Source organism: Thermoactinomyces vulgaris (assembly GCF_005886755.1).
Lineage (GTDB): Bacteria > Bacillota > Bacilli > Thermoactinomycetales > Thermoactinomycetaceae > Thermoactinomyces > Thermoactinomyces vulgaris.
Window position 1 is genome coordinate 1,605,080 of record NZ_CP039710.1, and the last position, 14,070, is coordinate 1,619,149.

The 14,070-nt window shown below is 47.0% G+C and carries 18 protein-coding genes; 3 read left to right on the forward strand and 15 right to left on the reverse strand.

The window, feature by feature from the left end; all coding sequences use genetic code 11:
- Positions 1-326: 326 nt before the first annotated feature.
- The gene (locus tag FA954_RS08175) at positions 327-749 is read right to left on the reverse strand and encodes a helix-turn-helix transcriptional regulator (protein ID WP_037995434.1); all 423 of its coding nucleotides are present in this window, start codon (positions 747-749) and stop codon (positions 327-329) included.
- Positions 750-1,023: 274 nt separating this feature from the next.
- Here FA954_RS08175 and FA954_RS08180 point away from each other — a divergent pair, with 274 nt between their 5' ends.
- Both FA954_RS08180 and FA954_RS08185 read left to right on the forward strand, forming a co-directional pair.
- Positions 1,024-2,034: a gluzincin family metallopeptidase gene (locus FA954_RS08180; RefSeq protein ID WP_138615003.1), complete on the forward strand. Its 1,011-nt coding sequence runs from the start codon at positions 1,024-1,026 to the stop codon at positions 2,032-2,034.
- A gap of 170 nt (positions 2,035-2,204) precedes the next feature.
- Positions 2,205-3,449 (forward strand): YeeE/YedE family protein, encoded by a 1,245-nt coding sequence (locus FA954_RS08185; RefSeq protein ID WP_037995436.1) that lies wholly within the window; start codon positions 2,205-2,207, stop codon positions 3,447-3,449.
- Positions 3,450-3,520: 71 nt separating this feature from the next.
- Here the strand turns inward: FA954_RS08185 and FA954_RS08190 are convergent, their stop codons facing one another.
- Positions 3,521-3,796 (reverse strand): Mpo1-like protein, encoded by a 276-nt coding sequence (locus FA954_RS08190; protein ID WP_037995438.1) that lies wholly within the window; start codon positions 3,794-3,796, stop codon positions 3,521-3,523.
- Between the two features lie 124 nt (positions 3,797-3,920).
- On the opposite strand from FA954_RS08190, the gene FA954_RS08195 reads away from it, so the two are divergent.
- Entirely contained in the window at positions 3,921-4,274 is a 354-nt protein-coding gene (locus FA954_RS08195; RefSeq protein ID WP_037995440.1) for a hypothetical protein, read from the forward strand.
- Here FA954_RS08195 and ku read toward each other — a convergent pair.
- From ku to FA954_RS08255, 13 genes are all read right to left on the reverse strand, one after another.
- Positions 4,271-5,074 (reverse strand): non-homologous end joining protein Ku, encoded by an 804-nt coding sequence (gene ku / locus FA954_RS08200; RefSeq protein ID WP_037995442.1) that lies wholly within the window; start codon positions 5,072-5,074, stop codon positions 4,271-4,273. The genes FA954_RS08195 and ku overlap by 4 nt on opposite strands.
- 3 nt (positions 5,075-5,077) lie before the next feature.
- Entirely contained in the window at positions 5,078-6,460 is a 1,383-nt protein-coding gene (locus FA954_RS08205; protein ID WP_037995443.1) for a tetratricopeptide repeat protein, read from the reverse strand.
- Positions 6,461-6,603: 143 nt separating this feature from the next.
- Positions 6,604-6,987 (reverse strand): aspartate 1-decarboxylase, encoded by a 384-nt coding sequence (panD, locus tag FA954_RS08210; RefSeq protein ID WP_037995445.1) that lies wholly within the window; start codon positions 6,985-6,987, stop codon positions 6,604-6,606.
- Between the two features lie 3 nt (positions 6,988-6,990).
- A complete protein-coding gene (gene panC, locus FA954_RS08215) occupies positions 6,991-7,842 on the reverse strand; it encodes a pantoate--beta-alanine ligase (RefSeq protein ID WP_062842982.1) in 852 nt (283 codons plus the stop codon).
- Complete coding sequence (gene panB, locus FA954_RS08220) at positions 7,839-8,702, reverse strand: 3-methyl-2-oxobutanoate hydroxymethyltransferase (RefSeq protein ID WP_037995446.1); 864 nt, start codon at positions 8,700-8,702, stop codon at positions 7,839-7,841. Before panB ends, panC begins: the two co-directional genes overlap by 4 nt.
- Positions 8,703-8,994: 292 nt before the next feature.
- Entirely contained in the window at positions 8,995-10,179 is a 1,185-nt protein-coding gene (locus tag FA954_RS08225) for a NupC/NupG family nucleoside CNT transporter (RefSeq protein WP_037995447.1), read from the reverse strand.
- 161 nt (positions 10,180-10,340) lie between these two features.
- On the reverse strand, positions 10,341-10,508 hold the full coding sequence (locus tag FA954_RS13680) for a hypothetical protein (RefSeq protein WP_156097734.1): 168 nt from the start codon (positions 10,506-10,508) through the stop codon (positions 10,341-10,343).
- Positions 10,509-10,527: 19 nt separating this feature from the next.
- Positions 10,528-11,040, reverse strand: a complete 513-nt coding sequence (locus FA954_RS08230) for a hypothetical protein (protein ID WP_121874052.1) — start codon at positions 11,038-11,040, stop codon at positions 10,528-10,530.
- Positions 11,015-11,689, reverse strand: coding sequence for a hypothetical protein (locus FA954_RS08235; protein ID WP_037995450.1), 675 nt, complete (start codon positions 11,687-11,689; stop codon positions 11,015-11,017). Before FA954_RS08235 ends, FA954_RS08230 begins: the two co-directional genes overlap by 26 nt.
- The gene (locus FA954_RS08240; RefSeq protein WP_037995452.1) at positions 11,686-12,219 is read right to left on the reverse strand and encodes a hypothetical protein; all 534 of its coding nucleotides are present in this window, start codon (positions 12,217-12,219) and stop codon (positions 11,686-11,688) included. The genes FA954_RS08235 and FA954_RS08240 overlap by 4 nt, the downstream gene beginning before the upstream one ends.
- A gap of 2 nt (positions 12,220-12,221) precedes the next feature.
- Positions 12,222-12,725, reverse strand: coding sequence for a coiled-coil domain-containing protein (locus FA954_RS08245; RefSeq protein ID WP_037995453.1), 504 nt, complete (start codon positions 12,723-12,725; stop codon positions 12,222-12,224).
- A gap of 12 nt (positions 12,726-12,737) precedes the next feature.
- Entirely contained in the window at positions 12,738-13,280 is a 543-nt protein-coding gene (locus tag FA954_RS08250) for a hypothetical protein (RefSeq protein ID WP_037995455.1), read from the reverse strand.
- Between the two features lie 5 nt (positions 13,281-13,285).
- The gene (locus tag FA954_RS08255) at positions 13,286-13,924 is read right to left on the reverse strand and encodes a TetR/AcrR family transcriptional regulator (RefSeq protein ID WP_037995457.1); all 639 of its coding nucleotides are present in this window, start codon (positions 13,922-13,924) and stop codon (positions 13,286-13,288) included.
- Positions 13,925-14,070 lie beyond the last annotated feature (146 nt).

Sequence of the window (14,070 nt, forward strand, 5' to 3'; positions counted from 1 at the left end):
CGCCTCCCTCCTTTACACCCTTCTTTTTTTGTCTGCAATGTTTTTTTCCCTCATGTCCATTCGGGCAGTGCTTGTAAACCTTCCGGTGATCCCCTGGATTTTGGGCCTTCTGGCGACAGGCAGTCTTTACATGTTCTTGGAATCCATCGAGGAGCTTTTTTTTTCGTTTTGACAGGACTGCGACGATCGGGAATCCTTTCTCCGTGCTTTCCATCAAAACGCCGGTGGATTCCCGATTATTCTGTAAATTTTGTTATTCGCCCGCAAACAGAATCCATCGTTCCCCGCTTTCCGGCACACGTTTTATCCTTCAGGCGGATCACAATTCACTGGCTGACTCTTTTTTCCGGAAGGGAGTCATATTTCCCCAGACCCAACATCCGGATATGCTCTTGAATCATTTCATCGTTGTAACCTTTGGCGCGCAATTCCTTGATTTTATTTTCCCGGCGCCGCAAAATATCTCTCATTTCTTTTTTGTCATATTCCCGGACGAGCTGTAATTGCTCCTCCTCCGTCGGCGGGATAAATTCATATAATTCATCCGGACGAACCCCGAGCAACCGGGCCATATGAAAAATCGTTTCCGGCCTAGGCATCGCCCCGCCCCGGGCCCACAAAGAAACCTGTTGCTTGCGAACCCCCAACGCCCGGGCCAAAGCGGTCTGACTCGGTTTTTTTCCGCAGATCTTCCAACCTTCTTCCCTTCTTCTCATCAACACACTGTCAATGCGGGGAATCAGTTTCATTCATCATCCTCCTCTTCTTGTCAAATCCACTCTTTCCGATCCTTCAACCTTTGAATTTGACCAATATATTCATATTTTTAAGTTTAATATTTCTTGAGAAAATAATCAAAAAACAAACCGTGATTCTCTTGGGAAAATCCTGCACCAAACAGCCCACCAATACAGAAGACGACTGTTTCATTTAAGATTTCGACAAATTGCTGTAAAAAAGGGATATATCATTTTAATATAGAATATATTTCTTTGTATTGTTTTATGAAGGAGGACGCTTTCCATGAACCGGAGATCGATGAATGCCTTGGCACTGACCATCAGCATGGCTTTTTCACCTGCCTGGGCTTATGCCTATCCACAAGTTGCAAAGGCCAGCCAACCGGCCGGCACCTCGGTCCAACAGCTCCAACATTTCAATGAAAAAACGGAGACCGCACAAGTTCTGGGACCTTCATCCCCCCATTACCGGGCCAACCTTTTCTATGACAGCCAAAATCACCGCATTCAAGGCAAGCTGTCCGTCACTTTTACCAACCATCTGCAGCAGGAAATGCAAGAGGTGTACTTTCATCTCCGGGGAAATGCCAAAACTTATCAGCAAAAAGGCGGAAAAACAACCATCAACCAAGTCCAAGTCAATGGAAGAAAAGCCGGATTTCAAGTCAAAAACCACACCGCCCTCCATCTCACTGGTTTTCAACTTCCATCCAAACAAAGCGCAACGGTTTCCATGGACTTTGAGGTCAACATTCCTCATGACCAAGGCCGTTTTGGGTGGCATCACACCACAACTTCACTGGAAAATTGGTTGCCGGTGCTGGCTGTTTACGATCATGAGAAATGGAATGTGGACCCGTATTCTTCATATGGAGAAAGTTTTTATAATCTTCCCGGAAACTATGATATTACTCTGACGACCGACAAACATCAAGTGATTGCCGCCACCGGGATCGAAATTGGATCGGCAAAGGTGCAAGGGAACTTGGCGACACACCGTTATCAAGCCAAACATGTCCGTGATTTTTCCATCCATATGGATCCCGGCTTTCAAGTGATTTCGGATCAAGTCCGGCACGTCAGGGTCACTGTATACTATACCAAAAAGCATGAAAAATACGCGGAAACCATGTTAGAAACCGCTGTGAACAATGTGGAATCATACATCAAAAAGCATGGAAACTATCCATGGCCGGAGTTAGATGTTGTCTGTACCGATGGCAGATTTGGAGAATGGGATTCCCCGCAACTGTTGATGGTTTCACAGGTTCACAATAATTCCCGCAAAATATAATCCGTGATCGCCCGTTGAAACGGGCATTCTTGCCCCGTAAAAATTTGGGGCCTTTAAACCGATTATTCCGGTTTCCAATTATGATTTTTCATGGTAATATATTGTACTCATAGGAATGATTTTTTTATCCCAAAAACCAACTATATTAATCGGAAAGGAAGTGATTGGGGATGGCCATGATCTCGACTTCATTGAAATCAACAACCCGTCCGGTCAATCCCTCTCCCTTGCCTTCGGTCCAAACCGGACTGGCATGGGCATCCGGATTGTTGTTTCTTCTTTTGGGATCGGTCATTTTATGGCAACAAGGCTCCCACCAAAGCCTTTTCTATGGAATCGGCTTTTTGTTGGGAATGACCTTGTATCATGCACGATTTGGATTTACTTCGGCATTCCGGCAACTCCTCACCGTCGGGCAAGGGCAAGGAATCCAGGCCCATATGGTGATGCTGTCGGTTGCCAGCATCCTTTTTGCCATCATCTTTGCAACAGGAGTCACTTGGACCGGTGCCGCTCCGCAACCCAACTTGTCTCCCGTCGGCACAGCCATGATTGTCGGCGCCTTTTTGTTCGGAATCGGGATGCAGTTGGGAGGGGCTTGCGCGTCCGGAACCTTATTCCATGTTGCCGGAGGACGATCCTCCTTGTTGCTGACCCTGACCGGATTTATCATCGGATCGGTTTTGGCCGCATGGAATTGGGATTTCTGGCAAGGGCTTCCCAGCTTCGGGGCGTTTTCTTTAGCCACCTCCACCGGTTGGGGATACGGACCGGCGTTGGTGGTCCAGCTGGCGGTTTGTGCGCTGATCTATCTTGCGGTCTCCTGGATTTCGAAAAAGAGAAACGCTCCCTTTCGGAAACCGGTTCCCACCACCCGGGGATGGAAACGGATCATCCGGGGTTCCTGGCCGCTATGGACGGCGGCGGTTCTGTTGGCTGTCTTAAACAGCCTGACTCTTTTCTTCAGCGGAAAACCATGGGGAATCACTTCCGCCTTTGTGCTCTGGGGATCGAAAATTTTGCAAGCAACCGGAATCGATGTGGCTTCATGGAGTTATTGGTCCGGGGCAAACGAACAAGCTTTGAAAGAATCCGTCCTGGCGCACACCACCTCCATCATGGATTTTGGCATCATCTTCGGCGCTTTGTTTTCAGCCGCCATCAGCGGAACCTTTAAACTGCAAAAAATCACCCCCAAAGTGGCGGCCGCTTCTCTGATCGGCGGAATCATCATGGGATATGGCGCCCGTCTGGCATTTGGTTGCAACATTGGCGCTTATTTCAGCGGGATTGCCTCCTTCAGCCTGCACGGCTGGGTTTGGGCTGTCTTTGCATTATTGGGAAGTTATGTCGGCGTCAAATTGCGCCCGCTTTTTACATTAAAAAACCCGAAACCCACCGATCAATTTTGTTGATAAAAAAACGGCTCCCGCAAAAAGTGGGGAGCCGTTTTTTCTTCCGGCCGCCCGTTTTTCCGGCGCGGCGATTATTTGGTTTTGCGCAACAGCTTGCGCAAAAAATAATACGGACCGATGATTAAATAAAGCGGATTGGAGAAAAAAGTCGGTTTTTTTCCCTCAAACGCATGACCAATGAACTGAAACATCCATCCCGCCACAAACAACCCCAGTGCCCATTTCCAATGAAAGAAAAACAGGGGCAGCGAAATAATGATCATTGGAATGCCGATCATATGGGTTCCCCGATTGACCGGATGTTGATGATCTCGGCGGTATTTTTCCAACATTTCAGAAACTTTCATCAGTACCTGCCTTCCTTTTTTTCCTGATTACTCTTATTATAACAAAACATCCTGCAATCAATCAGTGATTCTATCGTTTGAGAAAAAGTCATATACATCTTAAAAACAAGAAAGAGGGATTTATATGAAGTGGATCCGTTCCTCACTTTTTCAACCCCTTCTTGCCATGATCGGCATCGCCGCCATGATGACCGGCGGTTTGTGGCTGGGAAAAACTCTCGTCCCGATTGATAAAGCCGTCTCTTCCTCTGCCGAACCCGAAACCGGAAACTTGACCCGGGTTGAATATGTGATGGAAAAAGTGGGATCCAAAAAGGTTGAGGCCGAGCCTGCCCTTTCGGCTCCCACCGGTGCAAACGGTTACTGGATTGTGGAACATTACCGCCAATATGAGTATCATTATGATGCCAACCATCGTTTTCTCTACAAAAACCCCACACAACATGAAACTTATCTGCGCTATTGGCATGCCCGTTAGGAAGAAGCTTTCTTCTTGCGGCCCTTTTTTTTTCCTTTCGTGGCATCGATACTGGCTTGCAGCGCTTCCATCAAATCAACCACTTTTTCCGGCCGGCGATGCGGGGATTCGACGATTTCTTCATCGTTTATTTTCTTGTCGATGGCGGATTGGACAGCTGCCCGGAATTCGTCTTTGTATTTTTCGGGATCAAACTTGGTGGTCAATTGTTCAATCAATTGGGTCGCCATTTTTAATTCTTTTTCCGTCACTTTCGCATTGTCGGGCACATACGGGACTTCCTCGATGTTCCGGACTTCATCCGGATAGAAAATGGTCTCCATCACGAGGCAGGACCGGTAAATCCGAATTACGGCCAAGGATTGTTTGGAACGGATCGTCACCTTGGCCACCCCGATTTTCCCGGTTTCTTCCAAGGCTTGCCGAAGCAAGGCATAAGCCTTGTTGTTTTCATCCTGTGCCCCCAAGTAATAGGTTTTGTTAAAATAAATTGGATCAATTTCTTTTAACTCGACAAAATCCAAAATCTCAATGGCCTTGTCCGGATCCGGCGCAATGGCATCCAACTCCTCTTTTTCGAGCACCACAAACTTTCCATCGGCATATTCATAGCCTTTCACCACTTCATCCCAAGGAACCTCCCGCTGGCAATGCGGACAAGTCCGTACGGTTTTGATCGGTGTCCGGCATTCTTTGTGAAGGTAACGGAAACGAATGTCTTTGCTCTCGGTGGCTGCATACATTTTCACCGGAATATTGACAAGACCGAAACTGATCGATCCTTTCCACATGGTATGCATGATTCACACCTCATTTTTTAAGGATAATTGACTCCAGCAATCACGGGTGGCATCCGGATGACCTTCAATCAAATGGCAAATCCCTTCAAAAAACAACGGATCCTTCCAAGATGAAACCAACTTTTGAGCCTGGCGGAAATGTTGAATCGCTTCCTGGAGATCTCTTTTTTCCATCAAAGCCCGTCCTTTGTGATAATGCCCCATCGCCCGAATCGATGAATTCTCTTGTTTTAACAACTTCTCGGCTAAATCGGCGGCCTCATTCACATTTCCGGTATGAATGGAAAGCCTGGAACGCACCGCCGTCCACACGGGTTCTTCCGCCACCTCATCCGGCAAGGCATTCAACGCTTTTTCCGCCCGGTGATGATCATGGACATCCATACACATCCAAACATAAGCCAACAACAATCCCGAGTGTTTCGGAAACAAGGTCAACCCTTTTTTGATCCAACTGAAAGCCTCATCTGATTTTCCGGTTAAAAAAAGATTCCATGCCATTCCATGATAGGCTCCCGGATGCTTCGGATGTTTCGCGGCCAAACGCCGATACCATTCCAAAGCTTTGTGCGGCAACCCCATTTCTTCATAATCATGAGCAATCGATTCCAACACATGCGGATGTTTGGTTTTTTCATAAGTTGCCAACCGCCAGAAAGAAACACTTCCCCATTCCTTGATCTCACGGTAGCAATGCGAAAGATAATACATGGACTCCCAATCATCCGGATTGGTCGACAAAGCCTGATAAAAACAAGGAATGGCCTCATGGTATTCCTTCAAACGATAGTGGCAAACCCCCATGTTGAACCAAGCGTCGCTGTGGTCCGACATGAGCTCCACCGCTTTTTTAAACTGACGGATTGCCGCGCGGTCATCCCCTTCCTTCACCGCAATACACCCCAGCATGTGGCGGGCAAAACCGGCAAACGCCTCATGCCTTGCCGTGTTGGATACCAATTGGAATTGACGGCTCGCTTCGGTAAACTTTCCTTCATGGAAAAGCGTCAGCCCGTAATAAATCCGGCCCAATAAAAAATCCGGTTCATCATCGATGACCTTTTTAAAAATATTTCCCGCCTCTTGAAACATCGTGAGTCCGTAATATCCCTGTCCCTGGCGAAACTGCCGCACTGCTGATTCGTTTAACCAAAACTCTTCTTCAAACTCCTCGACTGATGACGATAAACCGGGATATTTCTTCGTCAGTTCCGCCAATTGCTCTTCCACTTTTGCCCAAGCTTCCAACATTTCATCGCAAGACCGCTTGATTTCCATGAAACGCCGGCGCCATACCGGCCGCTTGGATGCCGGGCTTTGGGAATAATTTTTTTCAATCTCTTTGATCGCGGACTCCGCCCATTTCAGCCATTGTTGATGAACCATTTTTTCTCCTCCATCCACAACATCGTTTATGTTGTTAGCCTAACTCCGTGCTTCCTTTTCCATACCTTTTTTCACAAAAAAACTCCCGCCTCTTGGGTGCGGGAGTTTCAATTGAAGTTTTTAAAAACGGGATACGGCCCGGTTTACAAAATGACACCGTGAACCTCTTCCCCGATCAATTCCACAATCCGGTTGTTTTCATCCATGATGGCGATTTTCGGCTGATGTTTCCGTGCCTCTTCTTCTTTCAACATCACATAAGACATGATGATCACTTGATCTCCGGGTTGCACTTTGCGGGCAGCCGCTCCGTTTAAACAAATCACTCCGCTGCCTCTTTCTCCAGGAATCACATACGTCTCCAAACGGGCTCCGTTATTGTTGTTGACTACTTGGACTCTTTCATTGGGCAAAATGTCCACTTTCTCCAAAATTTCTTCATCAATCGTGATGCTGCCCACATAATTCAAATTGGCTTCCGTCACCGTGGCGCGGTGAATTTTCCCTTTCATCATGAACCGGAACATGTTTCACTCCCCCTTTCCTTCATACAAAAAGTTATCGATCAAACGCGTTTTTCCAAAGTGAACAGCCACCGCCACCAAGACCGTCGTGCGGTCCAACCGTTCCACCGGTTCCAATTTCGGATAACTCACCGCTTCCACATATTCGATGCGTGCCAGCGGCCGGGTTTCAATTTGTTCCGTAATAAACCGGATGGCATCGCGGGCTTCCACCAGTTTGCCTTTTTCTATCCGCTCTTTGGCTTGCTGTAAGGATTGGGAAATCACCAGCGCTTGTTCTCTTTCCTCCGGAGACAGATAAACGTTTCGCGAACTCATGGCCAGGCCGTCTTCTTCACGGACGATCGGACAAGGGACAATCGTAACCGGAAAATGGAGATCCCGGACCATTTGTTCGATCACGGCCACTTGCTGGGCATCTTTTAAACCGAAATAAGCACGGTCCGGCTGAATGATATGAAACAGCTTGCTGACCACTGTGGCCACGCCTGCAAAATGACCGGGCCGGCTCTTTCCGCATAACCGTTCCGTAATTTGTTTCACATCCACTTGTGTCAGCGGAGCCTCCGGGTACATTTCCTTGACATCCGGATGAAAGATGAAGTCCACTCCGGCTTTTTCAGCCAGTCCGGCATCCCGGTCAAGATCCCGCGGATACCGGTCATAGTCTTCATTGGGGCCAAACTGCAAAGGGTTGACAAAAATGGACAGGACCACCACATCGTTTTCCTTCCTTGCCCGTTCCACCAGACTGAGATGGCCTTGATGCAAAAAGCCCATGGTCGGCACAAAGCCGATCGTTCCGGTTTGCTTTTTTAATTCCTTTCGCATTTCAGCGACCGTTTGGATGATTTTCATTGGTCTGTTTCTCCTTCACTGGATCCGTATAATTCATGAATCAGTTCATCTTTTAAGTGAGTGACATGGTTCTCCGCCGGGAAGCTTCTCTCTTTCACCTCTTGCACATAGTCTGCAATCCCTTTGCGGATGACTTTCCCGGCATCTTGATAAACCTTGACAAAGGATGGCCGGAAGTCGCCGGCCATGGCCAACAAATCATGATACACCAAAACCTGGCCGTCGCAATGGCGTCCTGCACCGATCCCGATCACGGGAATCCCCACCTTTTTGGTCACCAGTTCCGCCAATTCTTCCGGAACACATTCCAACACGATTGCAAATGCTCCGGCTTCTTCCAACCGTTGCGCCGCATCAAGCAAACGTCTCGCCGCAGGCAAATCTTTTCCCTGGATCAAATACCCGCCCAATTGATTCACGGATTGGGGAGTCAAACCGAGATGCCCCATCACGGGAATCCCTGCCATGGTTAAATTATTGACCTTGTCAACAATTTCGATGCCGCCTTCCATTTTCACCCCGTAAGCCAGTCCTTCCTGCATCAGGCGGGCTGCGCTTTTCAACACTTCCCCTTCCGGCAAATGGGCGGTTGCAAACGGCAAATCAGCAATGACCATTGCTTTTTTGGCTCCCCGGGTCACCGCTTTGGTATGATGCAACATATCATCCAGCGTCACGGGGATGGTCGAATCATAGCCCAAAACGACCATTCCCAAGGAATCGCCCACCAGCAAAATATCGGCTCCCGCTTCCTCCGCCAGACGCGCAGAAGGATAATCATAGGCTGTAATCATGGCAATCGGCTCTTGCTTTTGCTTCATGCCGAGCAACGTTCGTTTGGTCACTTTTTTTCCCGTCATCAAAACTCCCTCCCAAATTTGGGCCCTTGGGCGAGAGAAAAAACGCCTTTTATTCGTCATCCACCCGAGACGAAAAAAGGCGCAGGTATCCGTTACCTTTCTGTCCCCGTCCCAATGGCTCGAAGCAGATTCATAAACTCAAATATTGACCTTTTGAAAAAAACAGGAAAACGATAGTGCAACTCTTCCACAGATGTTGCCTATCTCTTTTAACGTATCGGATCTTCCTCCTGAATGCAATATTTTCATGAAAAAACCCAGCGAAAAAATCCGCTGGGCAAGGTTTTTCGTTTTAAATAAACAATCCGGTCATTGCCGCCGTCAGGAAGCTGGCCAGGGAGGCGCCGAATAATAATTTCAATCCGAAACCGGCCACCACCGGCATTTGTTTTTCAGAGATCGCTTTAAAGGTTCCGGCAATGATGCCAATGGAACTGAAGTTGGCAAAACTCACCAAATAAGTGGACACCACGGCAACCGTCTTTTCGCTTAATTTGGGAGTCAATTCTTGGAATTGCAACATGGCAACGAATTCGTTCAAAATGATTTTGGTTCCCATCACACCGCCGGCCGTCACCGCTTCAGACACCGGAACACCGGAAATCACGGCAAACGGCATCAGGATATACCCCAAAATGTTTGGCAAGGTCAATCCGGTCAAGTTGGTGGTTACAAAGTTGATTCCTTCCATCAGTGCGATAAATGCGATCAACATCCCGGAGATGATGGCCACCAGCTTTATGCCGTCGGATGCCCCTTCCCCGATCACTTCAAACAACCCGCGGCGCCGGTCGTTGGAAATTTGGATCACATCTTTTTCACTGTCCACCTGCACCGGCATCAATATGCAGGCAATAATCAGCGCACTGAACATATTGAGCGGCAATGCCACCAGTACATAGGTCGGAGGCAAAATGGTCATATACGCTCCGATAATCGTCGAACTGACCGATCCCATCGCAGAGGCACAAAGCATATACAGCCGCTCGCGTTTCAATCCGTCCAGATGAGTGCGGATCGCCAGCAACGCTTCACTTTGTCCAAAAAAGATGGAGCTGACAGCATTAAAACTTTCCAATTTCGGAAGCCCGGTGATTTTGGAAACCACAGCCCCCACAACCCGGATCACCCAGGGCAAAATCCCGATCCAAGTCAGAACGGCCATAAATGCCGAGAAGAAAACAATGGGCAACAACACATCAATGACAAAGACTGTATCCACACCTTCCGGCTTTAATCCGCCCACCACAAAGTCGATCCCGGCATGGGCAAAATCGACCAGCTTTAAAATCCCGGCAGAAACGCCGTTAATGATGATGGCCCCGATCTGAGTGCTCAACATCCCCCAGGTCACAATCACCTGAAGAACCAACATAATACCGATGGCTTTGTAGTTGATTGCTTTTTTGTTTTCTGAAAACAACCATGCCACGCCCATCACGATAAAGATACCTATGATGCCTATATAGTCCATCATCGCGTTCTTCATTCCTTTCGGTTTTATGAAGCCAAAAATAACATTATCATTAAAGCAAATTTAACTAAACAAGTAAACCCTTTCAATAATATTTGAAATGAATGTTTCTTATATAACCATAAAAAAACCCGGATTTTAATAGGAATCCGGGTCCTTTGTGGTTAAAACAACAAACTGATTCCAGTTATTGCAAGATAAATCAGGTTGATGAAAATCAGCCTCCACAACCACTGAATCATCGGACGCTGCCGGATGACAGCATAGATTGCCATCGCTGCACAACCCACGGTTCCCAAAATATCCACCAAATATAGCATACTGAAAAACATGCCGGAAACTCCTTCGTGATCAAGGCAATAAACCAAGCCATGCCAGTTTTTTATTTAATTGATTTAATTCTTGAATCGATTGACGAGTAAGTTTGGATAAGTCCAATAAACTTCGATTCTCACGGTTTGACTGTTCGGAAATGGTTTGGCTCAACTGCTTGATTTCTTTGTTTTGAGAGGAAATTTCCCCTAATCCTTCATATACATTTTTGGTATATTCGTTCAATTCATCCAAGCCGGTGATAATCTTTTGTTCACTGGCATTCACCCGCCCGATTTTCTCATTCATATGATTCAGGCGCTTTTTCGTATCCGACAATTGTTGATTCATCTCTTGCATCACGGCGGCCGTTTGTGAAAGCGGGGCCAAATGCCGGTTTGTCTGTTCTGTCAACGCTCTGGAGCGGGAAATATTTTGGTAAACTTCTTCCATCACCAGGTTCGTATTTTTTTGGTTTACAATTTGTTGATAGGTACCGGCTCCAAATAAGATCAACAATACCACATTAGCGATCAGCCATGGTATCCTCATGTGACTCCCCCCCTGTCGTCTGACCGGATCCGGAACCACTCAGGCCGATCTTTCTTTTGAGATCATCCAGCCATTCAACAATCCGCCGGATGAAACGCAAATTGTCATACGATTTGTTTAATTCCACCATCAAATCATCCATCAGCGGGTGAAGTTGCTGACTGTTTTTCCCGATGTCTCCGGTGACGGCTGCAACATTGCCCAAATCCCCGATCACTCGCTCCATCTGTCCGGATATTTCGTTTGTTCTTGCGGAAACTTGCCCCGTCAAGGCGGAGGTTTCCTTTTGCCGGATCAAGATTTCCTCCATCTTGTCGCGGGCGGATATATTTCCCTGCAATTGCGATTCAAGCTCCGAACGGATGCCTTGGTTGATCCGGATTTGTTGATCCGCCAATGTCAATTGCCGATCCAACACCCCCAAAGACTGCCCCGCTTGTTTGACCTGATCCTCCAAAGCTTCGGTCTCATCAATCATGCGGTCTGTCAATCCCACCAGATCTTTGGTGATTTGAAAAATGTTATACTTGGATAACGAAGTAAGCAATACATGGTCGCTGAACCCGCTTAAAAACGGCATGCTCAAAAGAACCAACAAAAGTCCGATCAATCCTGTCTTCACATGGTGCCGGTTCCATGATTTTTTCATTGTTCTTTCCCCCTGAGCGGAGGGATGAAATCCGTCTTGTCATTCATTTCTTCCAAATTTTTGTTGATTTCTTTTTGTGTCGATACCATATTGGCAAGTGACTGGCGGATTTTCTGATTGCTTTCTGCCATGGACTGCAAATACCCGGCACTGTTGGCAAGAGATGTCTTGATCCCGTTTAAGCCGGCCGTGGTGGCATTGGTCTCTTTTCCGATCCATTCAACATGATCCGCAATCGACGCCACCACTTGATCTAATTGGATCAACTCCCCCTCCAATTCCCCTGTGTTGTTTTGAATTTTCGTGATTTTATGTTGCAACTGATTTGTTTTTTGCTTGATGACAGCAATCGTTTCCAATTGTTTATTCATTTGCTCAGACTTTGCCGCCGATTGATCCAGCGTTTCTTTCAGTTTTTTGGAATCGCTGGCAATGCGGTCCTGAAGCCCCAATTGCAGCCAAGTGTTTCCGGCAAGCACAATCAGCAAAACACAAGTTAATGCGGATAAACCCAATGATGATTTACTCATGCTCATTTCACTCCCGGAATTTTCCCGTTTAAGGATTCCGTCGACTCATTCAACCGCTTCATATGCTCCTGATCTTTTTGCGTCGTTTTGGATAATTGGCCCAATAATTGATCCAACTTTTTCAAATGCGGTTCCATCTCTGCCAGCGTTTGATTCACTTTTTCGATCTCTTTGCCGGTGTTGATGGAAGATTGGTAAGTTTGGCGGTTCAAATCCAAACTTCCACTGATGTAATGGACCACTTCAGACAAAGAATCTAACGTTTTTCCCGTTTGTTGGATGGTTCCGTTCAAATCACCGTCCAATTGATCCAGCGTTTGAGTCATCCGGGTTAATTCCTCATTCTTTTGAATGATGTTTCCCTGCACCTGATTCAATTGTTGAACCGCTTTCAAATTTTTGTCCAAGCTGCTCTGGATCTTTTTCATCTGTTGGGTCATGGTGACACCGTTGATCAACAAAGCCGTCAGGCACAAGATCCCGAGCACTTGAATAATCCTCAGCATTTTCTCCCTCCTTTAAGGCAGAGAGTTTTTCACTTGTTCGGCCATCTCGGCAGCTTGTCCCAACTTTTTCTCCAATAACTCATTTTGCTGCAAGACTTCATTCAGATTGGCCTCGGTTTGTTCCGTGATTTTCTTCAATTGGCCCGCTTGCGTTGCCTGTTTTCCCCCGCTTTTGGAAATGGTGTCCATCTGCTTGGCCAACCGCTGGCTGAGACTGTGCAAGTTTTGGCTCAACGGGACTTGCTGGCCGGTAACCACCCGGATTTGATTCAGCTGTTCCACCTGGGCGCCGGCCAACTCTCCCACCCGGGCCAACTTTTGATTCACTTCTTTTGTTTTTCCCGATTGCTCTTCCAGCTTTCGGATCCCCTGAATGATCCCTTGATTTACATTGCCGAGTTGCTCTGTTCTTTCATGGATTTTGGCAAGGGTTCCACTTAAATCAAAGTCTTCAAACGATATCTCGGACCACGGGACTTTGATGGCGGCGGCCCAACCTCCCCCGGCAAGGATCACAGCTGCAATCAAGCCGGAAACCACCCGCTTTTTCTGCAACCCTTTTACACCCCCTTTCCCGATTCTTCCCGCAAAATCTTGCTCAGCATTTTTTCCAAAATGGTTGCGATGTGATCCACGTCCGGCTGTTTATCTGACAACAGAGATTGGATCACCACTTGATGAATCGCCCCCACCATGGCATTGGAGATAATCCATTTCTCATTTTCTGTTTTAAGCATCATTAATTCCCTTTGGAAAATACCAGCAAAAAATCGCATCATCTCTTCACGTTTTTCCTGCAACTCCGGGACAAATCCGATGGTATCGATCAAAAGCAGCTTGGCCAGCTCCTGATATGTCAGACACATCCCGATATATTCCCTGATCGCCTGATAAGTCCGTTTTGCCGTTGTCGGGGGATAATCACGCAATTTCTTTTCCACGCGCCGGACCACTGCGCCTGAAACCAGATCGAAAAGATGGCTCAACACCGCTTTTTTATTGGGATAATGCTTGTAAAAGGTGGATTTGGATGCATGAGCCAATGCGACAATGTCACTCACCGTCGTGGCAACATAACCCCGTTTCGAAAGCGCTTTCGCAGCTGCCGACAAAATCCGCGCCTGCTGCTCTTTGAGACACACTTCCGTTTGAAAAAAACGGTCAATCGGCGATAATTCCTGCCCTTTGATTTCCGCCAAACGCTCCCCCCTCCAAACAGTACGTTGTCGTACTATTTAGATATATTATAATATAAAGTATATTATTAATAAATATAATAGGCAAACATTATAAAGATTTTATGCCAAAAAATAAAAAACGGACAGACGAGTTTTTTCTCGTCTTG